The 26,615-nt window shown below is 52.7% G+C and carries 22 protein-coding genes; 10 read left to right on the top strand and 12 right to left on the bottom strand.

Annotated elements, in window-relative coordinates:
* Nucleotides 1-150 precede the first annotated feature (150 nt).
* Nucleotides 151-705, top strand: a complete 555-nt coding sequence (locus NQ495_RS02615; protein WP_009134523.1) for an RteC domain-containing protein — start codon at nucleotides 151-153, stop codon at nucleotides 703-705.
* A gap of 221 nt (nucleotides 706-926) precedes the next feature.
* On the opposite strand, the gene NQ495_RS02610 is transcribed toward NQ495_RS02615, so the two are convergent.
* From NQ495_RS02610 to NQ495_RS02600, 3 genes are all read right to left on the bottom strand, one after another.
* On the bottom strand, nucleotides 927-1,208 hold the full coding sequence (locus NQ495_RS02610; RefSeq protein ID WP_040294570.1) for a hypothetical protein: 282 nt from the start codon (nucleotides 1,206-1,208) through the stop codon (nucleotides 927-929).
* A gap of 70 nt (nucleotides 1,209-1,278) precedes the next feature.
* Complete coding sequence (locus NQ495_RS02605) at nucleotides 1,279-4,017, bottom strand: ATP-binding protein (RefSeq protein ID WP_009134526.1); 2,739 nt, start codon at nucleotides 4,015-4,017, stop codon at nucleotides 1,279-1,281.
* Nucleotides 4,018-4,025: 8 nt separating this feature from the next.
* Nucleotides 4,026-5,552, bottom strand: a complete 1,527-nt coding sequence (locus NQ495_RS02600) for a PAS domain-containing sensor histidine kinase (RefSeq protein ID WP_009134527.1) — start codon at nucleotides 5,550-5,552, stop codon at nucleotides 4,026-4,028.
* 185 nt (nucleotides 5,553-5,737) lie between these two features.
* Between NQ495_RS02600 and NQ495_RS02595 the strand changes: the two genes are divergently transcribed.
* Together NQ495_RS02595 and NQ495_RS02590 are read left to right on the top strand one after the other, a co-directional pair.
* Nucleotides 5,738-6,607 (top strand): helix-turn-helix domain-containing protein, encoded by an 870-nt coding sequence (locus NQ495_RS02595; RefSeq protein WP_050808026.1) that lies wholly within the window; start codon nucleotides 5,738-5,740, stop codon nucleotides 6,605-6,607.
* Nucleotides 6,608-6,780: 173 nt separating this feature from the next.
* Nucleotides 6,781-8,781, top strand: a complete 2,001-nt coding sequence (locus NQ495_RS02590; protein WP_009134529.1) for an LruC domain-containing protein — start codon at nucleotides 6,781-6,783, stop codon at nucleotides 8,779-8,781.
* A gap of 472 nt (nucleotides 8,782-9,253) precedes the next feature.
* Here the strand turns inward: NQ495_RS02590 and NQ495_RS02585 are convergent, their stop codons facing one another.
* The 5 genes from NQ495_RS02585 to NQ495_RS02565 all read right to left on the bottom strand — a co-directional run bounded on the left by NQ495_RS02585 (nucleotide 9,254) and on the right by NQ495_RS02565 (nucleotide 13,558).
* Nucleotides 9,254-10,384, bottom strand: coding sequence for an AAA family ATPase (locus NQ495_RS02585; protein WP_009134530.1), 1,131 nt, complete (start codon nucleotides 10,382-10,384; stop codon nucleotides 9,254-9,256).
* A 470-nt stretch (nucleotides 10,385-10,854) separates the two neighbouring features.
* Nucleotides 10,855-11,076 (bottom strand): DUF2795 domain-containing protein, encoded by a 222-nt coding sequence (locus NQ495_RS02580; protein ID WP_009134531.1) that lies wholly within the window; start codon nucleotides 11,074-11,076, stop codon nucleotides 10,855-10,857.
* Nucleotides 11,077-11,162: 86 nt separating this feature from the next.
* Nucleotides 11,163-11,720: a cob(I)yrinic acid a,c-diamide adenosyltransferase gene (locus tag NQ495_RS02575; protein ID WP_009134532.1), complete on the bottom strand. Its 558-nt coding sequence runs from the start codon at nucleotides 11,718-11,720 to the stop codon at nucleotides 11,163-11,165.
* A gap of 48 nt (nucleotides 11,721-11,768) precedes the next feature.
* On the bottom strand, nucleotides 11,769-12,299 hold the full coding sequence (locus tag NQ495_RS02570; RefSeq protein ID WP_009134533.1) for a hypothetical protein: 531 nt from the start codon (nucleotides 12,297-12,299) through the stop codon (nucleotides 11,769-11,771).
* 5 nt (nucleotides 12,300-12,304) lie between these two features.
* Complete coding sequence (locus NQ495_RS02565) at nucleotides 12,305-13,558, bottom strand: BaiN/RdsA family NAD(P)/FAD-dependent oxidoreductase (protein WP_009134534.1); 1,254 nt, start codon at nucleotides 13,556-13,558, stop codon at nucleotides 12,305-12,307.
* A gap of 134 nt (nucleotides 13,559-13,692) precedes the next feature.
* Between NQ495_RS02565 and NQ495_RS02560 the strand changes: the two genes are divergently transcribed.
* From NQ495_RS02560 to yajC, 3 genes are all read left to right on the top strand, one after another.
* Nucleotides 13,693-14,637: a transcription antitermination protein NusB gene (locus NQ495_RS02560; protein ID WP_009134535.1), complete on the top strand. Its 945-nt coding sequence runs from the start codon at nucleotides 13,693-13,695 to the stop codon at nucleotides 14,635-14,637.
* 28 nt (nucleotides 14,638-14,665) lie between these two features.
* Nucleotides 14,666-15,121, top strand: a complete 456-nt coding sequence (locus tag NQ495_RS02555) for a DUF1573 domain-containing protein (protein WP_187118326.1) — start codon at nucleotides 14,666-14,668, stop codon at nucleotides 15,119-15,121.
* A gap of 111 nt (nucleotides 15,122-15,232) precedes the next feature.
* Nucleotides 15,233-15,547: a preprotein translocase subunit YajC gene (gene yajC / locus NQ495_RS02550; RefSeq protein ID WP_009134537.1), complete on the top strand. Its 315-nt coding sequence runs from the start codon at nucleotides 15,233-15,235 to the stop codon at nucleotides 15,545-15,547.
* Between the two features lie 170 nt (nucleotides 15,548-15,717).
* Here yajC and NQ495_RS02545 read toward each other — a convergent pair whose 3' ends face one another.
* Nucleotides 15,718-17,055 (bottom strand): M28 family peptidase, encoded by a 1,338-nt coding sequence (locus NQ495_RS02545; RefSeq protein ID WP_009134538.1) that lies wholly within the window; start codon nucleotides 17,053-17,055, stop codon nucleotides 15,718-15,720.
* Between the two features lie 7 nt (nucleotides 17,056-17,062).
* Nucleotides 17,063-17,485, bottom strand: a complete 423-nt coding sequence (locus tag NQ495_RS02540) for a DUF5606 family protein (protein WP_009134539.1) — start codon at nucleotides 17,483-17,485, stop codon at nucleotides 17,063-17,065.
* A gap of 159 nt (nucleotides 17,486-17,644) precedes the next feature.
* Between NQ495_RS02540 and thrA the strand changes: the two genes are divergently transcribed.
* On the top strand, nucleotides 17,645-20,077 hold the full coding sequence (thrA, locus tag NQ495_RS02535; RefSeq protein ID WP_009134540.1) for a bifunctional aspartate kinase/homoserine dehydrogenase I: 2,433 nt from the start codon (nucleotides 17,645-17,647) through the stop codon (nucleotides 20,075-20,077).
* A gap of 299 nt (nucleotides 20,078-20,376) precedes the next feature.
* Nucleotides 20,377-22,137: a 1-deoxy-D-xylulose-5-phosphate synthase gene (locus NQ495_RS02530; protein ID WP_009134541.1), complete on the top strand. Its 1,761-nt coding sequence runs from the start codon at nucleotides 20,377-20,379 to the stop codon at nucleotides 22,135-22,137.
* Between the two features lie 143 nt (nucleotides 22,138-22,280).
* Here the strand turns inward: NQ495_RS02530 and NQ495_RS02525 are convergent, their stop codons facing one another.
* On the bottom strand, nucleotides 22,281-23,933 hold the full coding sequence (locus NQ495_RS02525; RefSeq protein ID WP_009134542.1) for an AMP-binding protein: 1,653 nt from the start codon (nucleotides 23,931-23,933) through the stop codon (nucleotides 22,281-22,283).
* Between the two features lie 21 nt (nucleotides 23,934-23,954).
* A complete protein-coding gene (locus NQ495_RS02520; protein WP_009134543.1) occupies nucleotides 23,955-24,521 on the bottom strand; it encodes an XRE family transcriptional regulator in 567 nt (188 codons plus the stop codon).
* A 199-nt stretch (nucleotides 24,522-24,720) separates the two neighbouring features.
* Here NQ495_RS02520 and NQ495_RS02515 point away from each other — a divergent pair, with 199 nt between their 5' ends.
* On the top strand, nucleotides 24,721-25,512 hold the full coding sequence (locus tag NQ495_RS02515) for a pyrroline-5-carboxylate reductase family protein (RefSeq protein WP_009134544.1): 792 nt from the start codon (nucleotides 24,721-24,723) through the stop codon (nucleotides 25,510-25,512).
* 3 nt (nucleotides 25,513-25,515) lie between these two features.
* Nucleotides 25,516-26,607 carry a glutamate 5-kinase gene (gene proB, locus NQ495_RS02510; RefSeq protein WP_009134545.1) on the top strand — a complete coding sequence of 364 codons (1,092 nt, stop codon included), beginning with the start codon at nucleotides 25,516-25,518 and terminating at the stop codon, nucleotides 26,605-26,607.
* Nucleotides 26,608-26,615 lie beyond the last annotated feature (8 nt).

Below are 26,615 nucleotides of genomic sequence, written 5' to 3'. Positions count from 1 at the left end.
CTTTCTTGGGTCGATTTTGCCTGTTTTTTGCTCGAAATTTACTGTTTGATGCTAGTGAAGGTGTTGATAATTAATATATTGTTATGTATATTTCATGGTTCATGATTAGGAAGGTTCAACCTTAGTGTTTCATTAAAAACTTTTTTAATCATGAAAAATGCCCAAACTTTTTGTAACAAGATGATCGGTTTGACCTCTTTGCCGAACCAGGAACGAATTACGGCGGTTTTTAACCGGTTAATCTGCGATTATTACTCGCACGAACGGAATGCGATACAACAACTGCGCACCATCCGCCAGACGCGAATCAGGTTTTCTTTGGCGGTAGGTAATTACGAAATTACTTCCAGACAGGCCGACTATGTGCTGAAATTGTTGAAAGCGGAAGAGGAACTGTTGTTGATGGTTATTCCCAAAGGGATGGACCGGAATGTCGCACCGGCCGGGAACGTCGCTGCGCATTGGACCGGTACGGTCAGCGAACTGACCGAATTGATTTACGGGTTGTATCTGGCCGGTTGCATCGATGGAGGGCAATGCGATATTAAAGAGATTGTCCGGATTTTTGAACAGATGTTCCACATCAAACTTCCCCATATTTACAACCGGTTTATAGCGATCCGCAACCGTAAAAACGAGCGGGCTGTTTTTCTCAAAAAGCTGTATGATGCGCTGATCCGGAAAATGGATGAACTGGACCGCTAAGGGCCAATAACAAAGACAGGGCCGATGCCCTGTCTTTTTCATAATCTTGTATTGTTCAGCAATCGTAAACTCCCCGGCTAATTGAAGAAATACCGGATGCCGATCTGCAGTTGCCAGCAGTTGGTAGTGTCCAGTGCGCTTTCGAAGGTGTGGGTCGGGAGGTTTTGTTTCGCTTTGTCGTAGTACATCGAAACCGGGGAACGTTGTTGTCGTTGACGCCTTCATATTGAAGCAGCCTGCCTTCGTTGCAGGCGCTCGTGCTTTTTATTACTCTCCAGGAGCTGTTCAGCAGATTGTCCAGATTGAGAATGTCGACCATTGGCCTGGTCGGCGGCCGTAAATCCGTTCTTATCGATGAAAAGCAGCTCGTCTTTAGTGTTCGGAATGTAGATCAGGTCATTTTTCTGTCCGTCCTGATTCATATCTGCCGTATACGAGGACTCGCTGTTGAAATAGGGAGAAACTGAATCTTCGATTCGGCTTTTTAGATCGGTAAGCGCCATTGGTTAAATGCAGCGCTCCGTTATGCCACTTAATGCCCGGTGGCATAAAAAAGAAAGGCAAGGTCACTCCTTATTTCCCGGGACACAACTCCGATATCTTTTTTTTCAGGCTTTCTGCACTCACGGGTTTGGGCAGACAGCCGTTGAACCCGCTGGAAAGAATCCTTCGCATGTCCTCAGGATAGGCGAATGCGGTCACTGCGACGATAGGTATGTCGGACGACAGCTCGCGGATGGCGGCCGTAGCCTCGTAACCGTCCATTTCCGGCATCTTGATATCCATCAGGATCATGCAGGGACGGTTGGCCCTGAATATTTCTACGGCTTCCCTTCCGTTCCATGCGTGCAGGAGCGTGTAATGTTTTTTCAGCATGACTTCGAAAAGTTTGTAGTTGGCCGGATCGTCCTCGGCGATCAGCAGGGTTGGTTGCCCGGTATCCGGACAGGGAGACTCCGGGGGGCTCTCAATGGCTTCGGCTGCCGAACCGGATGTGGTGACGCATCCGGCGGGCAGCCGGAACCAGAACGTCGATCCTTCTCCATTCACGGAAGTGACGCCGATCTCGCCGCCCAACCTTTCGATGATGCTCTTGCTGATGGCAAGACCCAATCCGGTGCCTTTTGCTTTTGCGTCGAGCTTGACGAACCGCCCGAATATGTTGTCTATTTTGTCGGAAGGGATGCCGCAACCGGTATCTTCCACGTAAAAATACCAACGGTCGTCCGGTTGTTTGCGGTAGCCGAAACGGATGTGCCCCTGCCGGGTAAATTTTGCCGCGTTGTTGATGAAGTTGTGCATCACCTGCAGCAGACGTCCCCGGTCGGTATGGATCGTGCAGCCCGGCATGCATTCCTTACAGGCCACTTCTATGGCCGGATCGGATATTTTCATGCGGGCCGTCTGTTCGAGTTCCCCCATGATTTCGCTCAGGTCATGGTCGGCAAAGGAGAATTCCAGCGTTCCGGCCTCGATCTTTGAAAGGTCGAGGATGTCCCCGACAAGCTGCAACAGCAAAGCGTTACTGTTCTTAATGATGTTGAGATATTCTTTCTTCTCTTCTTCGTCTTGTGCATCGGCCAGCAGTTCCGAGAAACCGACGATAGCATTCAGCGGCGTGCGTATCTCATGGCTCATATTGGCAAGGAACGCGCTTTTAAGCGTGTTGCTGCGCTCGGCCTCTTCTTTGGCTATGCGCAGGGATTCCTCCATTTGTTTCTGGGCGGTTATGACCCGGGCTGAACCGATCAATTGCCGGAGATCGCCGTTAATTTCATATTTGGGAATGCTGCTCTGGGTTTCCAGCCATTCGTATTCATGGTCATTGTACCAGTGGATAGGGTAGACTTCGTGGAACTCGGATATGCGTCCTGCAATCAGATCGGCGAACTGTTCGATGGCATGTTCCCGGTAGTCGGGGTGGATACGGGAAAAGAACCGGTCGAATGTAAGCGCATATTCTCCTTTTGCGTCCGGTTCTGTGGCTTCTTCATGGTGGTAGTCGTTATAATCACATGAAAATACGCCTGTTTTTAAATCTCCGCTCCACGGAATTACATGGGCTATACCCAATACGGATGAAAGCGTGGCATTTTTGACATTCAACTCTTCTTTAGCCTTCAGTAACGCCAGTTCTGTTTCTTTCTGCTCGGTAATACGTTGGGCCGAACCGATCAGCGAAACGGGTTTCCCGCCCACACTTCTGCGGGAAACACTGCACTGCACCTGCACCCATTCCCATTCGCGTTCGTTGAACCAATGGACCATGTAGGTTTCGTGAAATTCGGTCCGTTTGCCTTCTTTCAGCTCCGCGATCATCCGGATGGCTTCTTGCCGGTAATCGGGATGGACGCCTGCGAAATAGCGTTCCATCGGAACCACGTAACAGCCGTGTCCGTCTGGCTCCGGCGCATGATCGGGATGGTAAGCGTCGTAATCGCAGTAGAAAACGTCCCTTTCCACGTCGCACCCCCACGGGATAACTTTGGCCAGGCTCAAAGCCGAAGAGAGCGACATATTCTTGCGGGCCAGCTCGTCTTTGGTATGCAGTAACGACGACTGGGTTTCTTTCAGCTCGGAGATATCGAGGGCGCTGTTAAGGATCAATTTTTCATCCCCGAAAGAAAACAGTGTCCGGGTGACGACAAAGGTGTGCTCTTTCCCGTCGCGCAGGGTGTATTTTTCGACACCCTGATACTGTTTCTCTTTCCCCTGAAGCATATCGCGGTCGATCTGCTGCGCTTGAAACGCCTTGTTTTTCGGCATGAAAAGTTCTTCCGTTCCGTCGATCATCTCTTCGGCCGTACGGCCGAACTGTTCCGCTTTCTTGCTCCAATAGACGTACCGTTCGGTATCCATGCTTTTGACCGACACGGGAATAGCGAGGTTTTCCAATACTTCGGTAAAGAAATAGTGCAGGTGCTCGGATTCCATCAGCGCGACGGATTTTTCGTGTACCGTGCGGATGTCGGCCAGCACGTAGCCGGCTTCCAGCCAGGAAAGATAGACTTCGTAATAAAGTATCTTGCCGCTCCGGTATCCTTTGTGCCGGAAAACGAACCGACTGGGTTTTTGGGTACTTATGACGGCTTCGAGCTGATGATAGTTGGCACCGACTACCTGTTTTAGGCGTTCTTCCGTCATGGATTTTCCGATAAAAGCCTCGGGCCGATCCGACATCAATTCGGGTTTGGGATGTAGGATGTCCAGTATCGTATGATCTTTGTCATAAAGGACAAACATATCGGGAATAGCATCGAACACAGGACCGTGCAGGTCGGATATTTTTGGGGAATGACTGGCATTACTCATAGACTATATTATTTTTGTTGTTTCATCGGGAGCCTTACGGTGAACCGGGAGCCTTTCCCCGGTTGGGAGGATACGGCGATCCGGCCTCCCATGCCCTCTATAATGGTTTTGCAGACCGACAGCCCCAGTCCGGCACCCTGCTTGAAAGAGTCAATTTTATAAAATCGGTCGAATACCTTCTCTGTCATGTCCGACGGGATGCCGCACCCGGTATCCGTGACGAAAAGCCGAACTTCCTTTCCGTCGCCGGTAAGCGAATAACCGAGGTCTATATGGCCTTTTTCTGTGAATTTCAATGCGTTGCCGACCAGGTGTTCCATCACCTGCCGCAAGCGCAGGGCATCCGTGTCGATCCGGATGTCGTGGGGAGGTACCAACAGGTTGAATCTGACGCCTGCCGGTATTCTGTCCGCATATTTTCCATGAATGTCGGACAATATGTGTCCGAGCGGTTGGTTTGTGAAGCAAAACTCCATGGAGCCGGCTTCGAAGCGCGACAGGTCGAGGATATCCGAAACGAGGGTGAGCAGATAGTCGCAGTTCTTGCTGATCAGCGCGGCATACTCGTCAGCTTCCTCTTCGCTGATATCCGGATCGCCGCCTGCAAGCAGATTCGAGAACCCTACGATAGCATTTAGCGGCGTGCGTATCTCATGGCTCATGTTGGCCAGGAAAGCCGATTTGAGGCGGTCGCTTTGTTCGGCTTTGTCTTTGGCAATAGTCAAAGCTTTTTCTGTATCCTTATGGGTCTGCGTACTCATACAAATACCTACTATGCGGTAAGGCATGTTTTTCAATTGCCCGAGGTACGCTGATTGTCCTTCGAACCATTCGTAGGTATCGTCGCCGCGACGTAGGCGGAACGGGACGGAATGAGGATAGTACACCCCGCTGAGTTGCAAGGCAAAGGCGTGGGCCATGGCGGCCCGGTCGTCCGGATGGAGCCTTTCGGCGAAGGCTTCGAGGGTCATCGTACGGTCCTTTGTCGGAATCCCGGTATAGTCGAAATACCGTTGGTCGATGATCATCGTCTGTTGCTCGAAATCATAGAACCAAGGGAATATTTTGGATACGCTCAGGGCTATATTGATCATGGATTCGTTGGTCATCTCGTCCACGGTATTGCGGTACGCGAACACGAAATGCCCCCGTTCCAGACGGGATATTCGGCCGGCGGCAAAAAAGGATACTTTGCCGTCTTTTGTGCAAAGGAGGGCGTCTTGCGTTAAGGGAACTTGTGTGACAGCCGGGTCTTGGAAACGGGAAAGCAGGTCGGCGAGGATGTTGCTGCCACGAAAGTCGATGGAGCACACGTCCCCGAGTTTGCATCCGGCGACGCTATCCGCGAGGTGGAGGTCTTTGCGTGCCGTCGTATTGGTGCGGAAAATAATCCCTTCCGAGTCGAAGAAAATCAAACCGGACAGCATGGCGTCGAGCAGACTGTCGGGGTAGCAGTCGGTACCTGGGTAACGGCATGATTCCTGCCGGTCGTCGTGATCGGGGATTTTTTCGTTTGGGCATTCGGAGGCACGCATATAGCAGATATTTGTCGTTCGATAATAAAAGGAGTGGCTCGGTGTATAAAGTCCTTATTATACGAAGTTAAGTTATAAGTTATATTTATGATGAAATCGGGCAATGATTGCCTGACAATAAGGAAAAACGATAAAAAATTATAGCGAAATAAATGCTTAGTTTTGTCATGAAATAAAGTATGTCGATGGACGAAGAACCACTAACGGATTTAACTGGACAAGAGGCGCCGGGAAAAGAGGAGTTCCATATTTGTACCGAGCTTTCCGATTTTCCCGTGTCGGATTGTCCCGCTTTTCTCAGGGAAGGAGTGGGAGGAGTTTGCATATCCGGACATATCACGATTCAGGTACTCGACAACAAATTCCGTATCGCGCCGAATATGGTTTTCACCTTGCTGCCCTGGCAGCTTGCGTTCATTAAGGAAGTCAGCGAAGATTTTCGCATGACCTTTTTCCGGATATCCCAGACGATGTTCATCGACACGTTGAGCGGACTGTGGAGGTTGCGTCCGGGATTCTTTTTCTACATGAGCCGGCATCTCGTATCCGGTTCCGACGAAGGCTATATCCGGCGATTCCTGAGTTACTGCGACCTGATGGAATATTGGAACAAACATTCGCCGGCAAATTGCCGCAGGGAGACGGTCATGCAATTTCTGCGGCTCTATTACTGGATTCTTTATGCGGCCTATATCAACGATCCCATGGCGGAAGTAACCCGGTATACCCATAAAGAGGAATTGGCCTTCAGGTTTATGCATTATATCATCGAAGAGCATTCACCAGATAAAGATGTAACGTACTACGCCCGAAAACTGGGCCTTTCCGCAAAATCCCTGACGAATCTGATCCGAAGTATCAGTGGCCAGTCCGCCCGCGATTGGATCGTTTTTTACACGATCTTCGAAATAAAAACCTTGCTCAGGGATTCGTCTCTGGATATCAAGGCTATTGCCGCGCGTACGCATTTTCCCGACCATGCGACGCTGAGCCGCTACTTTCGCCGCTATACCGGCATGACCCCTACGAAGTACCGCGAGAGTTTCTTTTTCTGATTTTCATTTTCTCCTGCTTTTTGACCGGTTTTCCTTATTGTCTGACAATTTTAGCCATTATTGCTCTAGTAATCAGTGTGTAACTTATATTTGCAAAAGGATTTGCAGGGAGTTTTGTCCTTTCCGGAATAAAGCGTTTGCAGAATATGAATATTTAATAAATACACGCTATTATGAAAGCGAAAGAAAGCCTGTTTTTGCTGTTGTCCGGCATTACGGCATTTACGGTACTGATGACGGGATGCGTCAAACAACCGGATTATTCTGGCCCCGACGACAACGGGCAGGGTGGCGGAAACGGATTCGATTACGCTACTGTGGCCGATGTCAAAATAAACGTCGATTACTCCATGAAGGGCAACAAAGCTGTTTTCGAAGTATTCGCAGAAAATCCCGTTATCGAAAAGGACGGCCTGTTGGTCCGGAAAGAAGGAGTCAAGTCGCTGCTTAAAGCCTACACCGACCGGGACAGCAAATACTCCGGAGTGGTCAACCTGCCCACGGCCACCGATAGAGTGTGGTTGTACAGCGAGTCCTACGGCCTGCCCACCTGTGTGGAAACGCAGGTAACCGCGTCGGGGATTTCGTTCAACCTCGATTCCTTCCTGGAGAATCTGGCTTCGCAGCGAAAGGACCGTACCGCGGCGGCCGCACAAGCTTCCCTGACACGCGGAGGATCGACCCCGGACAACATCCTGAATGTCCAGACGCCGCTGGGCGGTTATGATATCGACGGCAAGCCGGACTACCTCGAAAAAAACGCGGCCACGGTTCCCGACGGGTTGATGAATCGCGTGCAGAACGTGCTCCTTCCGGGAACGAACAACTCGCAGTATGCCCTTCCCGCCGAGAAGGTCAATATCGAGATAACGCAGGAGGCCTCCCTGAAGCTGGTGTTCCTCTCCGAACTTTCGCAGTGGGCCAACGCCATCGGCTACTATTACTACGAAACGGGGCATGCCCCTAAGACCTTGCAGGAATTCCTCGACCTGCCCAAGTACGTCGCGCTTCCCAACTGTTCGATGTACAACGGCAATTACGAGTATCCGGGTTATACACCTCCTTTGAAACCCGGCATGCAGGTGAGGCTGAAATATTTCGGCCAGGACGGCCAGCCTTCGGATAAATTCCCCGCAGGCATCACGGTCGGATGGTTCATCATGCCCAGCGGTTTCAAAATTTCCTGGGGACAGCTGATACTCCCCACCAATTTCGGCACATTCAAAAGCTCGAACAGCGATTTCAACAATTACCAGGAAAAGGTCTGCGTGAGCCTTTACGACAAAGCCAGCGGAAAGACGGTAATCGGTTTCGAGGATGGAGCCGACAGCGATTATAAAGATGTGCTGTTCTATCTGGATGCCGATCCTAAAGGCGGCATCGACGATTCGGACAAACCGGTAATCGACCCCGGCGAGGAGTACCCCGACATAACGGGCGATCCGATTGAAGGGACGCTGGCTTTCGAGGATTTGTGGCCCAGCCAGGGCGACTATGACATGAACGACGTGGTGGTGGCTTACAGCACGACCTTTACGACGGATAAAGACAACAAGCTGATCGCCATGAAAGATGTTTTTACTCCGCTACACAGCGGAGGCTCGCTCAAAAGTGCTTTCGGCTACCAGCTCGACATGCCGACAACGGCGGTTAAAAACGTGACGATCGACCATTTCTCTTCCTCGGCGCAGACGGTCGGCGGACTGGAATCGAACCAAAGTAAAGCCGTCATCATGCTGTTCGACGATATCCATCAGGCCGTGGCACAGGGCCCGATCACTGTAGTGACTGAATTGGACGGAAGTGTTTCGATGGATAAAACGACGAGAAAATCCTTGTATAATCCCTTTGTTTGCGTGAGCAGCGAAGGGTTCGCACCCGGGGTACTCCGCAAAGAAGTCCACCTGACCAATTATGCCCCGACCTTGCTGGCCGACCCGTATCCTTTCGGGCGGAACGACGACAAGAGTTCCGTGGATAAACAGGGAAATCCGACGGGCCCGTATTACTATGTGACGGCCGATCTTCATCCGTTCGCCATCGACCTGCCGGTTCCCGATTACCATATCCCGGACGAAAGCGTCAAGATCGACGATTTTTACCCTGATTTCGCCGGATGGGTGACCAGTAAGGGTGAGAAGAACAAGGAATGGTACCTCAAACCCGCAAAATAGAAGCAGGGAGATAGATATGTACGGAATATTTAGGAGGTAGAAGCCATTGGTTGCATGATACCCGTGCCGGAGAATGATAATTCTCCGGCTTTTTTATGTTGCAGTTTCCTGTTTTCGTTTTAGGTGGGGCTGTAAGCCGAGCACAAGAAAAGCTCTCATGCACCGGAGTCCATGCTCGGATTGCGGGGTGTTCTCTCAAACCACGTATTTACGAGCGTGGGCCTCATGTGCTTATATAATTCAAGGCTTACCTGAGCCGATACAAAGTGTGAGCGACAATGCCCGCGCTTTTTTAGTTATTCTGCCGACGGATAAACTTGTAATCCTGATTCAGTTATCCGGTTTTACACATAACTGTGTTTTTTCACGTTAACGAAGGGGCATGTGCAGCGGTATTCGCTTGTTCCGGTGAGGGGCCAAGCAGGGTTCGACCTTGCTGCTGCGCTCCCTTTCCGATTATTCGGACTGCCGGTTAATAGTTCTCCTCGAGCCAGATTCCGAAGAATCGGTCGTAAATGCGGTAGACGCCCTGTTCGTGCGTAATAAAGTCCTTCTCGAGCAATCCTTTGAGGGCGGCCTGTACCGAGCTCGGCGACGGGAGACTGTTTTTTTTGACAAATCCCCCGGAGGTAACCGCGCGGGCTTCGCCTTCTTTATTGATGGCGATGAGCAGTTGTTTCTGCCTTTCCGGCAGGCGGAACAGGATTTCCTGAAAGGTGTAATTATTAGAGTCGAGAATATTCTGCAAGGCTTCGGGAATCATTTTTACCGTACACTGTCCCTTTTCGGGTGTTATACTATAAAGCGTGTTGAGCATTTTCTGCACATACCACGTAATGCCGTCGAATCGCTCGTAGATACTTTCTACCGTCCCCGGTTCGATTTGGCGGCCGCCTTTTTCGAAATGGGCCCGGGCAAAGGCTGCGTATTCGGCAAGGTCGATGCTTTCCAGATACATCATCGATACGCTTTGGTAGAATGGGCGCGATGCGCTGGTGAACATGCTCCCCATAACATGGCGCTGGCTGCCGGCAAAGATGAAACGGGCATTGCGGCAATGCTGGACATGGGTACGTAGCAATGCTTCCACGTTCTTTTCGGTATAGGACGCGACTTGCTGGAACTCGTCGATGGCGACGATGACCGGTTTGGCGGCACGTTCCAGGTATCGGAATATTTCGTCGAGCGTGGCTTCTGTGGAATGGATATCGCCCAACTGGAGGTTGAAGCTGGGATTGCCTACCGGATCGAAAGTGATGCCGCCCTGCAGGGATTTGACGCTGTTCCAGAATCCCTCGATCGCCTTTCTTCCGAAAGGTTTCAGACCGTCGACGATCACCCGGCTCAGGGAAAACACGAAATCACGCAGCGATTTGGTCGCATAGATATCTACAAAAAAGGTATAGTAGTTACCCTTTATTTCCGGATTGTGGAAACAGTGCTGGATCAGGCCGGTCTTTCCCATACGACGGGTGGAGATCAGGGCCAGGTTGTTTCCGTTGGTCACTTCCCGGATCAGGTTCCGGCTTTCCTGTTCGCGGTCGCAAAAGTATTCCGCGGACTCGTAGCTGCTGGTTATGAAGGGATTTTTAAGCGTTCTCATAGCTGGTTTATTGTTTTACGTGAAGATAATTATTATGAGGTAATAATCAAACGCGGTTTGCATTTCAATGATTTTATCGATACGTCCGTGTAGTGCTTTGCGAAGGCTGGCACGATCCGGCGCGTAACGCTCATACCACGAATCGTACTGCTTTATGACGTAACCGTGCAGACTGTAGTTTTAGCAATCGTAATTGAATCAACATTATGCACTACATATTATAAACACTTTACCTTTTTACCTTCCTTATTAGGTGTTGTCCTGATTGTGAAGTTTCCAATAGGAAATCTCGGCTTAATTCTACCTGTAATTGTTTAAATATCAAATGGGTGAATGTGAATAATTTGTGGGGTTTTTGTGAGGTTTATTTTCAGATAGTGTGATATAAAGCGAAAAAAAGCGCGATCTTGAAATCGCGCTTTCTAACTATAAGAGTGTCATTCTAAGTCATTTTAAGACCTATTTGCACATCAATACTCTTCTTCGTTGAAAAAGAAATCGTCTTTACTGGGGTAATCGGGCCAGATATCCTCGATGCTTTCGTATATGTCGCCTTCGTCCTCGATTTCTTCAAGGTTCTCGATTACTTCCAGCGGTGCGCCCGACCGCGTGGCATAATCGATCAACTCCTCTTTGGTAGCGGGCCACGGCGCATCTTCCAGTTTGGAAGCCAACTCTAAAGTCCAGTACATAGCAGTTATATTTTAGTTGTTTTTATGATCTATACATCAACTTTGGCAAAGCTATGCCTCGTTAGCCTGCAAAAATAGGAAAAAAATCATTTATCGTATACCCATAGGATTTCTTTTATGTTAAATTCCATGGATATTTTACGGGCCAGTACGTAAAAGTAGTCCGACAGGCGGTTTAAATAGCGTAAAACAAATTCATTGACAGGATATTGTTCGCTCAGGGAAATGGCCCTGCGTTCGCTGCGGCGGCATACGGTACGGGCGATATGGCAGAGGGCGGCGATCGGATGGCCGCCGGGGAGCGTGAATTTGTCTATTGTGGGCAGCGTGCTCTGAATGCCGTCGATCCACTGTTCGAGCAGTGCCACCTGTGTGCCGTCGAATGCGGGAAGGTATTTCTTGGCTTCCTCTTCGGTGGCCAGGTACGATGAGAGGCGCATCAGGTGATCCAGCACCTGCAGTAATTCGTCTCGGTAGCGGGTAAGCTGCGGATGGTTTTCCATGTTGTCCCGCAAATAGGCCGTATGGGCCATCAATTCGTCGACGGTGCCGTAAGCTTCGAGCCGGGGATGGTCTTTCGCTACGCGGGTGCCTCCTACCAGCGAGGTGGTTCCTTTGTCTCCGGTTCTGGTATAGATTTTCATATCCGAAAGTTTTTATGTGTCGTCATGCTGTTTACCCGGGCGGTAGCTTTATATCCGGTAGTGTTGCGGTTGCAGTTTCGGATCGGCAAAATACAGCATCATGACCCTCCGGTCCACGCTGACGCAGCGGTAATGTTGCCGGATCTGCTGTGCGACTTTCCATCTGCGCGACGAGCGGTGCGGTGCGAGCACTACCAGACAGCCCGACTGCGCCAAAATTTTGCGGGCCATAAAACCCAATGTTTCGGTCGTTGTGTTCGGCAGCAGGATGCAAAAAACGGGCCCGGGCGGCAGCGGTACATCCATGGCTCCGACCAGCACAAACCGCTCCATTTTGCAATGTGTGTAGAGGTTTTGCAGCAGGATCCCGTTTTTTCGTCCGATCCGGTGCCGGATCAGTGCGTTATACAGTGTCCGGTCGCGTCCGGTAATCCTGCTTTTCATGAACACGTTGCGCACGATCCCGTACATGAACGGCGAATGGATGCCGTGTCCCCGCCAGTGACGCACATGAATCACCGCCCCGATGCGGAAATACCCCCGGAACAATTGACGTTTGATGCGCGAAATTATTTTCATGCGGGTTAAGGTTTCAACTCTCCGGCCAGATGTCCGGTCGAATAGGCGATTTGAAGGTTATAACCGCCGGTGTCTGCATCGATATCGAGTACTTCGCCGGCGAAGTAAAGTCCTTTTACCAATTTTGATTGCATCGTGGACGGGTCGATCTCGTCGACGGAGACGCCACCCGCCGTGACGATCGCTTCGGTGAACGGAGCATAGTCCGCGATGCCGATCGTCCACTTTTTCAGTGCTCCGATCAGGGCTTTTTGCTGGATTGGAGTGAGCGCGGCCGCATACTCTTCGGGGTGGATGCCAGCCCGTTTGAGCCATTCGCCGATCAAAACCGACGGCACCAGTTTTGCCGCCAGCGAACGGGCTGCGGCTTTGGGGGGAAGAGCGGCCGTTTCGCGGACAAGGCGGCCGGTCAGCTGTTCTGGGCTGAGTGCAGGCTTCAGGTCGAGCGAAAACTCCACCCGTTCCCCGTCGATCAGGGCGTCGACGGCCCGGCGGCTCAGGCGCAGGACAACGGGACCGTTCACTCCTTTAGGGGTAAATTCCATTTCGCCGAACTCTTCGGCTACGGATCGTCCGTTGATAAGCAGCAGCACCGAAATGTTGCGTAGCGTGAGGTCCGCCATCGGCCTGGGGGTAGGGCGCCCGGTGATCAGCGGAGTCAGCGATGGGCGAATCGGTACGATCGTGTGCCCGAGACGGTGCGCCAGGCGGTAGCCGTCGCCGGTCGAACCGGTAGCGGGGTAGGAAGCTCCTCCTGTGGCCAGAATGACATTTTCGCAGGTAATGGTTTCGGATTGCCCCGGAGCGGTTTCGAGGATGATGCCTGTTACCTGCCCGGTCCGGGCGGTAATCTCCGTTACCCGGGCATGGGTTTCGATCGTGACGCCTTGTGTGCGACACCAGCCCACATGTGCATCGGCTATATCCCATGCCTTTCCGCTGGAGGGGAAGACCCTCCGTCCGCGTTCGACCGTCAACGGGACCCCGATATGCTCGAAAAAACGCATAGTCGCTTCGCTATCGAATCTATGGAGGGCCGATGCGAAAAAATCGGCGCCGCATCGCACTTTAGCCAGAAACTCCTCTTCGCTGCATAAGTTTGTGAGGTTGCAGCGTCCTTTTCCGGTAATGCGCACTTTGCGCTGGGGCTTTTCCATCCGCTCGCACAGCAGTACGTTTCCTCCGCGCGAGGCTGCTACCCCTGCGGCCATGATGCCGGCTGCGCCGCCGCCGATGACTACCGTTGCGAAATGTCTCATTCCGGAAATTTTCAGACAAAGGTAAAAAATCGGGCGCTTTTCCTTTCCGTTTCGGCGAAAAATATATACATTTGCGCTCCTTTCAACCGTTTTATTCACAGTGGCGTGAATAAATAACAGATAGTCCTGACCAGATGTTAAGCAGAAGATTACTCCGCATTAAGGCCGTGAAGGCGCTTTACGCACACTTCAAATCGGATTCCGATTCGTTGATTTCGTCCGAGAAAAACCTGATGTTTAGCATCGACAAGACTTACGAGTTGTACCATCAACTGCTTTGGCTGATCGTCGATGTCGCCACGGTGGCCGAGAATAAGATCGAACTGGGCCGCAAGAAACACCTGCCGACCGAACAGGAGCGTAATCCGAACACAAAATTCATCGATAACCGCGTGATAGCCGCATTGCGTAACAGCGAGCGGCTGACCGACTACCTCACGTCGCACAAACTGGGGTGGGTGCGGTATCCCGAACTGGTCAAACATCTCTATAAGGCGATGACGGCGAGTGATTATTACCGCGAGTATATGGCTTCCCCGTCGCGTTCGTTCAAAGAGGATCAGAAATTGATCGAAGATTTTTATACTTATACGGTCGACAACTGCGAGGAGTTGGAGAACGTTGTCGAAGAGCAGTCGATCTTTTGGGCCGACGATGTCGATTTCGCCAATATCATGGTATTGCGTACCCTGGCCAATATGAAAGTTTCGCAGGACGAAGTCCCGTTGCTGCCCGAGTACAAGAATGAAGACGACAAAGCATTCGTCAAAGAGCTGTTCCGGCATACGTTAGTCCATTACAAGGAGTATTTCGATTATATCGGCCGTTTTACGAAGAACTGGGATGTCGAGCGCATCGCATTTATGGATAACCTGATCATGGCGGCTACGATGTCTGAATTGATAAATTTCCCGTCGATTCCGGTCAAGGTGACACTCGATGAGTTCATCGAAATCGCCAAGTATTACAGCACGCCGGGCAGCAGTACGTTCATCAACGGCATTCTCGACAAGGTCGTCGAAGCGCTTCGCGAAGAGGGGAAGATTGCAAAAAGCGGCCGCGGTCTGTTGGATAAATAGAATTTCTTGCAAATAGGTCTGAATGAAGATGGACTTCAAGCGAATCGTCATTTTATCAGCCGTAGTGGCGGCTGTGGCAGCCTGCGGCCGTTCGTCCAAGGCGCCCGATACCACTGGGGCCGAAGCGTCGTTCGCGCCTTCGATGACTATTGCACTTTCCGATTCATTGTTGCATGCCGGACAAACCACCGATACGATCGATATGGGGCGTATCCGTGCCGGTGAGATCGTGAGGCGCGACCTGCTGATCCGCAATGCGGGTTCCAAGCCGTTTGTCATCCTGTCGGTCAGAACCAGCTGCGGCTGCACGACCGTCGATTTCGCCAAAGAGCCGGTTATGCCGGGCAAAGAGGTGCCGTTCTCTTTTGAGTTCGACAGTAAAGGCTTTAACGGTTATCAACTCAAGCACATTACCATCTCTACTTCGGCTGCAGCCCAGCCTTTTACGTTGGTTGCTGCAGGGGAAGTGATCCCGGCGCAATAACCCGGCAGGGACGTTTGTTCATTTGTGCCGCTTCGGTTGAAGTTTCTGGCAGGAGTGTTGCGGATATCGCGGAATGTCTTATATTTGCAAAACAATTAAATATCTTTTATTATGAATGTGATGACAATTATGCTGCAGGCAGCCGGCGGCGGAAGCGCGCAGTTCCTGATTATGATGGTGCTGATCTTCGGTGTGATGTATTTCCTGATGATTCGCCCCCAGCAGAAGAAACAGAAAGAGTTGGTGAAGTTCCGCAATGCTCTCGAAAAGGGGCAGAAGATCGTGACAGCCGGCGGTATTTACGGCACTGTGAAAGAGGTGAAAGAAGGATATGTGCTGGTCGAAGTTGACAGCAACGTAGCGATTCGTGTAGATAAGAATATGGTGATGCGCGATCCTTCCGATATAGCAACCCCGTCCAAATAGTCCGGTTGACGTTTTACGGAACTTTAAAAGCCTTCATGAAAAAATCCCCGGCTCGACTGAGCCGGGGATTTTTGTGTGGATAACTTCCGGATCGCTCCGGTCCCCGTTTTTGTTCCACCGATCCGTGCGCATACCGGTCGGATTGCGGCGACGATCGGAGGCATCCGGTTCTACTTCTGCTGGGGCCGGTAAGTCAGTCGCAGCGGCTCGAATGCCAGGCGGTTGATCAGGTTGGTGGCGTAGTCATAGACCATCACCATGCCGTCGTAGTTTACGCGCTCTTTGGTGTCGGTAGGTTTATGATAATCGACGTGGTGGGGCGTGCCGAACGAAAAGGCGGGGATGCCCTTGTCATAGAACGAGGAGTAATCGGTCGGACCTTTTTCACGGAACTCCCATACCAGTTCGAGGTTGTCGTTGTTGGGGAGCGAGGCGAACAGGGCAGGTGCTTCGTAAGCGGAGCCCAGCCCGCGGATGCCTAAGGTCTTTTCAGCCGGCATGCGGCCCATCATGTCGATGTTTACCATGGCTTTCACGTTGTCGAGCGGCTCGACCGGATTGGCTGCATAATAACGCGAGCCTTTCAGCCCGCGCTCTTCGGCGCCGAACAGGATGACGATCACGTCTTTTTTCAGGAAGTCGCGGCGATCGCTGATGTAACGGGCCAGTTCCAGGATGCCTGCGGTGCCCGAAGCGTTATCGTCCGCACCGTGGAAAATGGCGGGTTCGCCTTCATACTCTTCGATTCCCATATGGTCGTAATGCGCACCGAGAATTAGTACGTCGCCTTCCGGGTTGTTGGCCTTCGGCGCTTCAATCTTGGCAACCACATTGAAGGTGTGCTCCGTCGAAAGGTCGATGGCTACATTGGCTTCCATCTGTTTTTTTGTCAGCAGTTCCTTGGCGGCCTTGTCGGTCACTTTCGCCACGTAGAAACCGTCTTTGGTCGGCCAGCGGGCGGGGAGGTTGCTCAATGGCTGCCCGACGAGCAATATGCCTTTTGCCCCGTTTTGCAGCGCTGCCGTTTCACGGGAACGTTGCTCGCTGCCGTCGGCATAACTGCGCGGCGTCAGGTGCACCACGACGAATTTTCCTTTGACGTCTTTGCCCGCATAATCGCGCGGTTTGCCTTCGCCCATGTCGACCACTTCCCCGCTGAACGATCCGTTGGCGGAGGTGACCGACGGCAGGAAGTCGCGGCCCAGCGTCAAAGCACGTTTGCCCGCTTTGAGCGTATTGCCTTCGGCGGCCAGGTTGCGGTATGCCTGGTAAGAGAACTCCTGCAGGCCGTCTTTGGCCAGCAGTTTAAAGCCGGGCATCGCCTTGAGCTGTTCACGGATGTAGTTGGCGGCCAGTGTATCGCCGTGCGTATTGGGTTTGCGTCCTGCGAATTCATCGCTTGCAAGCGTGTAGACGTGGGCTTTGAGCCTCTCTTTGACGTCCTGTCCCTGAACGGCCCCCAATGCGAGCAGGAGAGTAGCCGGCAGGAGGATGATCTGTTTTTTCATGGATGGATTATGCTTCTTTTTCGTTTTCTTTGTTTTCTTCTTCGATCTTGAAATCGGTCATGCCGATGCCGATCAGCAGGTTGTACCAGGCCACTACTTTTTTGATGTCCGATACGTGTACCCTTTCGCGGTCGTACTCGGGCAATACGGCTGCAAAGAACTTTTTCAACTCTTCGGGCGATGCTTTCGGGCTGATGGCCTCTTTGCCTGCGGTGTGTTTGTAGATGTTTTCGAATACCTGCGCCAACGGCAGGTCGTCCGTTTCGGTGTAAATCGCGATCTCGCCCAATGCGCTCACTTTGGCGGAACCGGATGCATTACTGCGCTTACCGTCGGTGAGCGATTCGACGATCACGCCGTTTTTGCTCTGGGCTACGAACTTGAACAGTCCGCTTTGGCCCGATATGGCCAGAACCTCTTTTAAATTCATGGTTTTCGTTATGTTTGGATTGATAATTCGCACGTTTCCGCGAGGCGGAGGACAAATATATTCATTTTGCCGGACTTTTCACCGCCGGAACCCTTGAAAAATTAGGAGATTTCTAGGAATTTTTCTAAAATTGCAAATCTGTAACCCTATCATAAATATATGAAAGTACTGAAGTTTGGAGGGACGTCCGTAGGTTCTGCGGAAGGTCTGAGGCAGGTGAAGCTTGTGGTGGAATCCTGCCGTGAGGAGGTGATTGTCGTCGTGTCGGCGTTGGGAGGTATTACGGATCAGCTGTTGCTGACTTCCCGAATGGCGGCCGCAGGCGATATGCAGTACAAAAGCCAACTCGAACAGATCGTCATGCGTCACCGCCGGACGGTAGACGAAGTGGTCAATCCGGCGTGCCGTGCGGAGGTACTTGCAACGGTGAACACGTTGCTGGACGAACTTTCCAATATCTTCAAGGGAGTCTATCTGATCAAGGATCTCTCCCCCAAGACGAGCGATGCGATCGTGAGTTACGGGGAGCGTCTTTCGTCGGTGATCGTGCGGGGGGTACTCGGATGCGCCGAACTGTACGACGCCCGTGAATTTATCAAGACCCGGCCCTATTTCGGGAAACATATCGTCGAATTCGCACCGACCGAAAAGCTGATCCGCGAACGGTTCGCGGCGATGCCGAAGGTGGTCGTGGTACCGGGTTTCATTGCCGCCGATTATCAGTCGGACGACGTGACGAACCTCGGGCGCGGCGGTTCCGATTATACCGCTTCGGTGCTGGCCGCGACGCTCAAAGCCGATGCGCTCGAAATTTGGACCGATGTGGACGGTTTTATGACCGCCGACCCGAAGGTGATCAGCAATGCCTATGTGATCGAGCACCTGACGTTTGTCGAAGCGATGGAGCTGTGCAACTTCGGCGCGAAGGTGATTTATCCGCCGACTATCTTTCCAGCTTACCACAACAATATTCCGATCAGCATCCGCAATACGTTCAACCCGGATGCGCCGGGAACCTACGTCTCGAAGGAAAAGGCCGGAGACAGCCGTATGATCAAGGGTATTTCGTCGATCAACGATACCTGCCTGATTACCATCAGGGGGTTGGGTATGGTCGGTGTGATCGGCGTCAATTACCGCATCTTCAAAGCCCTGTCGAAATCGGGTATCAGCGTGTTCTTCGTTTCGCAGGCCGCTTCGGAAAACACAACCTCGATCGGTGTGCGCAACGGCGATGCCGCATTGGCCGTGGAAGTGCTTTCGGCCGAGTTCGCACAGGAAATTGCGATGGGCGAGATCAATAAAATCAAAACCGATCACGACCTGGCTACGGTAGCGATCGTCGGCGAGAATATGAAACACCGTCCGGGAGTTGCCGGAAAACTTTTCGATACGCTCGGCCGCAACGGTATCAATGTGATCGCCTGTGCACAGGGCGCTTCGGAGACGAACATTTCGTTCGTCGTGACACGGGAGAACCTGCGTAAGTCGCTCAACGTGATCCACGATTCGTTCTTCCTGTCGGAGTACCAGGTACTCAACATTTTTATAGCCGGTGTCGGATTGGTGGGTAGTAACCTGTTGGAGCAGATACGCCTGCAGCAGGAGAAACTGATGCAAGAGAATGCATTGAAGATCCGGATCGTCGGGATTACCAATTCGCGCCATTTCATCGCTTCGCGTGACGGGATCGACTTGAACAGTTACAAGGAGCAGCTGGCTGCGTCGGACCGCGTTTCGACCCCAGAAATTTTTCGCGATGAAATCCTGGCGATGAATATCTTCAATCCGGTCTTCGTTGACTGCACGGCCAGCCCGTCCGTAGCGAGCATTTATGAAGAGCTGCTTTCGCACAACGTGTCGGTTGTGGCGGCCAACAAGATCGCTGCGTCATCCGAATATGACCATTATCTGAAACTCAAGAATATCGCCCGGTCGCGTGGGGTTAAATTCCTGTTCGAGACCAACGTGGGAGCAGGCCTGCCGATTATCAATACGATCAGCGACCTGATCAACAGCGGCGACCGCATCCTGAAGATCGAGGCGGTGGTTTCGGGTACGTTGAACTTCATTTTCAACGAAATGAACGAAACCGTACCGATGAGCCGGGCTATTGAACTGGCCAAAGAAGCGGGGTATGCCGAGCCCGATCCTCGCATCGACCTGAGCGGCATGGATGTCGTGCGTAAGCTGGTTATCCTTTCGCGTGAAGCCGGTTACCGGGTCGAACAGGACGATGTGAAAAAGAATCTTTTCATTCCGCAAAAATATTTCGAGGGCAGCGTCGAGGATTTCTGGAGGCGCGTGCCCGAATTGGATGCCGAGTTCGAGGCCCGGCGTAAACGGCTTGCGGCCGAAGGGAAGCGGTGGCGTTTCGTGGCCTGTATGGATCACGGGGCGACCGAGGTGTCGCTGCGCGAAGTCGGCCCGGATAGTCCGTTCTATCACCTGGCGGGCAGCAACAACGTAATCTTGTTGACGACAGAGCGTTACAAGGAGTATCCGATGCAGATCAAAGGGTACGGTGCCGGTGCCGGTGTGACGGCGGCGGGAGTGTTCGCCGATATCATCAGCATCGCCAATATCCGGTAAAAACGCGGTTTCCTGTCGGCCTGGTCGTGTGTGGCCGTTCGTGTTTCGATCGAAGGCCTTGCGCAGTGCACCCGTTTCATGCGATACAATGCGCGGACTGAGACGGAATGAATAGGGGAGGAGAGCTTACGAAGCATCTTCTCCCTTTTTTGTCTTTTGCGTTCTCGTATGTTGTGCCTGCAATACGTTGAAACAGTAATCCGGGTAATTTTCCCTGTAATCGGGATACCGTCCGGTGGTGTTTTAAGCTGTAATATTGCATTGTGAAATAGGTTCAGTAACATTAAACGCATGTAACGATGTATATAGAGAAAATTGATTCCCCGAAAGATGTAAAACGACTCTCCGTCGGCCAACTGAACGGGCTGGCCGGCGAAATCCGCCAGGCCCTGCTGGCCAAACTGAGTGCGCACGGCGGCCATATCGGCCCGAACCTCGGCATGGTCGAGGCGGCGATTGCTCTGCATTATGTGTTCGATTCGCCTAAAGATAAGATGGTGTACGACGTTTCGCACCAGAGTTATGTACACAAGATGCTGACCGGGCGTAACGCTGCGTTCCTCGATCCAGCCCGATACGATGAGGTTTCGGGTTATACCAACCCGCTGGAGAGCGAACACGATTTCTTTACGGTCGGACATACGTCCACTTCCGTTAGCCTGGCCTGCGGTCTTGCCAAGGCCAGGGATTTGAAAGGGGATGCCGAAAACATCATCGCCGTGATCGGCGACGGCTCGTTGAGCGGCGGAGAGGCATATGAAGGTTTGAGCAATGCCGGTGAAATGGGAACGAACCTGATTGTCGTGGTCAATGACAACGAGATGTCCATTGCCGAGAATCACGGCGGTCTTTATCAGAACCTGAAAGCTCTGCGCGACAGCGACGGGAAGGCCGAATGTAATTTTTTCCGGGCATTGGGACTGGACTATCTCTATGTCCGGGACGGTAACGATGTCGCGGCGCTGATCGAGGTATTCAACCGGGTGAAAAACACACCCCGTCCGACGGTAGTGCATATCCATACTTTGAAAGGCAGGGGATACGCGCTTGCCGAAGCGGACCGGGAACGTTTCCACTGGGGCATGCCGTTCGATCTGGCTACGGGCGCCCCGAAGTCCGAAGCCGGTGCGGCGGAGGATTATGGCGATTTGACGGGGCGTTTCCTGTTGGAACGGATGGCGAAGGATCCGACGCTCGTTGCCATTACGTCGGGAACCCCCGCCGTTATGGGATTTACGCCCGAACGGAGAAAACAGGCCGGACGTCAGTTTGTCGACGTAGGCATTGCCGAAGAGCATGCCGTTGCACTGGCATCCGGGATCGCGGCCAACGGAGGACGTCCCGTTTACGGGGTTTACAGTACGTTTATCCAGCGCTGTTACGATCAGTTGTCCCAGGATTTGTGCATCAACGGGAATCCTGCCGTGATACCGGTTTTTATGGGGACGATAGCGGGCATGAACGATGTGACGCACCTCGGATTTTTCGATATTCCGCTCATCAGTAACATCCCGAACATGGTCTATCTGGCTCCTACCTGTAAAGAAGAGTATTTTGCAATGCTCGGGTGGGCGATTCGTCAGCGCGAATATCCTGTCGCCGTCCGGGTGCCGGGGGCGACCGTCGTGGAGAGCGGCCGGAACTTCGATACCGATTACAGCGAATTGAACCGGTACCGGCTGACGCGTCGCGGCGATACGGTAGCCGTTGTTGCACTGGGCTCTTTTTATGCGCTGGGGGAGGCCGTCACCGATAAATTGCGGGCCGATGCCGGGATTGATGCGACGCTGATCAATCCCCGCTACATAACCGGAGTGGATGAACAGATGCTGGATGCACTCAAAGCCGATCACCGGATAGTCGTCACCCTCGAAGACGGGGTGCTGGACGGAGGTTTCGGCGAGAAGATCGCCCGCTATTACGGGGATTCGGATATGCGCGTGCTGAATTACGGAGTCCGCAAGGAGTTTGCCGACCGTTATGCGATAGGGGAACTGTTGGAAAAAAACAGGTTGACTGACGCACAGATCGTGGAGGATATCCGGTTTTTATTGCACTAACGGATCGCAGGATAGTCTCGCTACGGTAACGGAACACGCCTCTGGGACATTTCAGGATTTTCACCCTGGTCGGTCTCGGAGGCGTTTACAATATACGGAACGGCCTTTGGCCGTTTGTTCCGGGATAAGTGGTGCGATGCCGGTTAAATCACTTCGACGCCCCGGTCCCGAAGCATCTCCAGGCCCCAGTCTTTGAGCTTGTATTTTTGGATTTTGCCGCTCGCGGTCATCGGGTAGCTGTCGACGAAAAAGATGTATTTCGGTATTTTGTAGCGCGCGATCTGGCCGCGGCAGAAAAGCTTGATCTCCTCTTCGGTCAGCGTCTGTCCCTCTTTGACCTTGATGAATGCCCCCACCTCTTCGCCGTATTTCGGACTCGGGATGCCCCCGACTTCGACGCTTTCGATTTGCGGCATGCGGAACAGGAAGTTCTCGATTTCACGCGGATAGATGTTCTCCCCGCCGCGGATAATCATATCTTTGAGCCGTCCCGTGATGCGGAAATAACCGTTTTCGTCCATTACGCCCAGGTCGCCCGAGTGCAGGAAGCCGTTTTCGTCGATGATCGCGGCGGTCGCTTCGGGGTTTTTGTAATAACCTTTCATGATGTTGTAACCCTTGCAGCACATCTCGCCCTGTACGCCGACCGGACACTCTTTGTTCGTCTCCGGGTCGAGCACTTTCACTTCGACGAACGGCAGCGAACGTCCTACCGTGGTAGCCCGGATTTCCGGAGAGTCGGTCACCCGCGTAGCGGTCATGCCGGGAGAACTCTCCGTCAGTCCGTATACGCTGATGATGTCCTTGCAGTACATCTTTTCCATTACCTGCTTCATCGTTTCGATCGGGCAGGGGGCTCCGGCCATGATGCCGGTACGTAGTGAGCTGAGATCGAACATGTCGAACATCGGATGGTTCAGCTCGGCGATGAACATTGTCGGGACGCCGTAGAGGGCCGTGCAGCGCTCTTTGTGCACGGATGCCAACACTTTGAGCGGGTCGAAGTCCTCGATCATCACCATTGTGGAGCCATGCGTAATCACGGCGCAGAGGGCCAGCACGCAGCCGAAGCAGTGGAAAAGCGGCACACAGGTCAGTACTTTGTCCCGGTTCGTGTAGTGCATGCAGTCGCCGATCGTGAGCCCGTTGTTCAGGATATTGTGGTGCGTCAGCATCACCCCTTTGGGGAATCCCGTCGTACCCGAAGTATATTGCATGTTGACCTCTTCGAACGGATTAACCTGTGCTTTTGCCGCGAGCAACGCCTCGTCCGATGCGTAGGAACCCATCGTGAGCAGTTCGGCGGTCGTGTACATGCCGCGTTGCTTCTCCTGTCCGATGTAGACGACGTTGCGCAGTTCGGGGAATTCATCCGAATGGAGCCGGCCGCGCTCCGACGAGCGCAGTTCGGGTACCACTTCGTACATGATCTGTACGTAGTCGCTGTCGCGGTAGCCGTTCACGAGGCACATCGTATGGATGTCGGCATCCTGCATGATGTATTTCAACTCGGCGGCTTTGTAGTTGGTGTTGACTGTCACCAGCACCGCGCCGATACGGGCCGAGGCGAACATAAATGTGAGCCAGTCGGGGACGTTCTTGGCCCAGACGCCGACTTTGCTTCCTTTGGTGACGCCGATTTCGAGCAGAGCCTTTGCAAGCGTGTCCACGCGCTCGTTGAACTGCCGGTAACTGAAACGCAGATTCCGGTCCGGATAGACCAGAAAATCGTGATCCGGCTGCTCCTGTGCCCATTTTTCGAGCAGGCCGCCGAGTGTGTCGTTAATCAATTCCATCTTTTTACGAAATCCAACGGGTTAGAACGGGGTGTAGGTCACGGCCAGCACTTTGGCCGTTTCCCCTTCGGCCAGCGTCGTGAGGTTATGCGGCACGATCGAATCGTAATAGATGCTGTCGCCTTTCTCCAGCGTATAGGTTTCCTGTCCGTAAAGCAGCTGTACCGATCCCTCCAGCACATAGAGAAACTCCTCTCCCTCGTGGTGCGACGGAAGGTCGCCGGTGGGGCAGTAACTGACGTTGATGAAGAACGGTTCCATATTGCGGTCGGTTTTGTTCTGGGCCAGCGCGGAGAAGCGCAGGTGACTGCCCAGGTTTTCGCTCTCCACCAGGTTGATCGACGGGGTTCGGTCGGTGCTGAGCTGTACGACCGGTTCATAGTGCTCCTCGCCGTCGAGGATCGTGCCCAGGCGGGTGCCGAGCGCACGGGAGATACGGACCATAATCGCCATGGTAGGCTGGATTTCACCGCTTTCGATCTTTTCGAGTTGCATCGGGTAGATGGAGGCGTTTGCGGCCAGTTCGGCTAGCGATAGCTGGTGTTCTTCGCGCAGTTGTTTGATCTTGTTTCCTATATTCGGGTTCATGGCTGTTGTTTTATGTTATTCAAAAATACCCGAATGCGGTGAGGGATTAAAATAACTTTTTGTGAAATTTACGAGCCCCAAGCAGACCCTTTCGGGAGCTCTTCCATTGGCTTTAAGTGAAGTCGACGCGGGAGGCTTGCGCGCTATTGCCAACGATGCGATATTTTTTCTACCTTTGGAACTTAAACTTGACCACAGCATGAAAATCGCAATTATCGGAGGCGGAAATATGGGCGGCGCAATTGCCAAAGGCATCGCGGCCGGAAGCCTCGTGCCGGCTTCGGACCTCACTGTTACGGCACATACGCAGCAGACACTCGATAAGATCAAAGGATATGATCCGGCTATCCGCACGACGCTCGACAACAGGGAAGCGGTGCAGGGGGCTGACCTGGTCGTGCTTGCCGTAAAACCGTGGCTGCTCGAAGAGGTGGTTAAGGAGATTCGTGGCGGGCTGGATTACAGGAAGCAGGCTGTTGCGTCCGTTATCGGCCGTTCGAGTTTTGAAGAACTGGGCAAACTGTTGGATAATGGTTCGGGCGTCATGCCGGTCATGTATCGTATTATTCCCAATACGGCCATTTCGCTCGGCGAAAGTGTAACCTTCATAGCGGAACAGGGTGCCCCGAAAGAACGACTCGATGAACTTGTCTCCATTTTCAGCGAATTGGGCCAGACGGTCGTCGTGAAGGAGCCGATGATGGGGCCCGGAACCTCGCTCGCTTCCTGCGGAATCGCTTTTGCGCTAAAATACCTCGATGCATCCATTCAGGGCGGAGTGGAACTCGGTTTTGCTCCCGAAGAGGCCCGGGCTGTCGTGATGCAGACGATGCGCGGGGCCTTGGAGATGATGAATCTGAACGGCACGATGCCGCAGACCGAGATCGACAAGGTGACCACTCCTGGCGGAATGACGCTCAGGGGATTGGCCGCGATGGAAGAGAGTGGTTTTACCGAAGCCGTCAAGGCGGGACTTTTCAACAGCAAATAAATCATGGCATACAGATTCAAACGGGTCGTCGTCAAAGTTGGGAGCAACGTCCTCGCGCGTCCGGACGGTTCGCTCGATGTTACGCGGATGTCGGCATTGGCCGACCAGGTAGCCGAACTGCACCGGGGGGGAGTAGAGGTGATTCTGGTTTCGTCGGGGGCGGTGGCATCCGGCCGCAGCGAGATGCAGTTGCATAACCACAGGAAAAAATTAGGACAGGTTTCCGCCCGGCAGCTTTTTTCTGCCGTGGGACAGGCCAAACTGATCAACCGCTATTACGAGTTGTTCCGCGATCATGGAATTGTCTGCGGACAGGTGCTGACCACCAAGGAAAGCCTTTCGACGCGCCGCCATTACCTCAATCAGCAGCACTGCATGACGGTGATGCTTGAGAACGGGGTTATCCCTATTCTCAATGAGAACGATACGATTTCCGTGACGGAACTGATGTTTACCGATAACGACGAACTCTCCGGTATGGTCGCGGCGATGATGGATGCCGAGGCGCTGATTATTCTGAGCAATATCGACGGTATTTATAACGGCAATCCGTCCGAATCCGGTACGGAGGTTATCCGTGAGATTTTACCGCAGCAGGATTTGTCGTGTTACATCCAGACGGGCAAATCCCAGTTCGGCCGCGGCGGGATGCTGACCAAGTGCCGGATTGCGACGAAAGTGGCGGATGAAGGGATTGAGGTAATCGTGGCCAATGGGAAGAGGGATAGTATTTTAATAGACGTTCTGTGTGAAAGCCGGGATGTCGTTTGCACCCGTTTTATTCCGTCGGACCGGACCATCTCTCCCGTTAAGAAATGGATCGCCCATTCGGAAGGATTCGCCAAGGGGGAATTGCATGTGAACGAGGGAGCGTATGAAGCGCTGTCGCGTCCCGAGGCGGTTAGCCTGCTGCCGATCGGGGTGCGTGAGGTGAAAGGCGAGTTCGAGAAAGACGATATCGTGAAAATCATTGCTCCCGACGGGCGTCAGATCGGTGTGGGACGTATCGCTTGCGATAGTAACCGCGCCCGGCAGGCGGCCGGAAAAAAAGGAATCAGGCCGTTTATTCATTATGATTATTTGTATCTGGATTGATTTGATTG

This window comes from Alistipes indistinctus YIT 12060, assembly GCF_025144995.1.
Taxonomy (GTDB): domain Bacteria; phylum Bacteroidota; class Bacteroidia; order Bacteroidales; family Rikenellaceae; genus Alistipes_A; species Alistipes_A indistinctus.
Note: the sequence above shows the minus strand (reverse complement) of the source record. Positions and strands in the feature narration are given on the sequence as shown.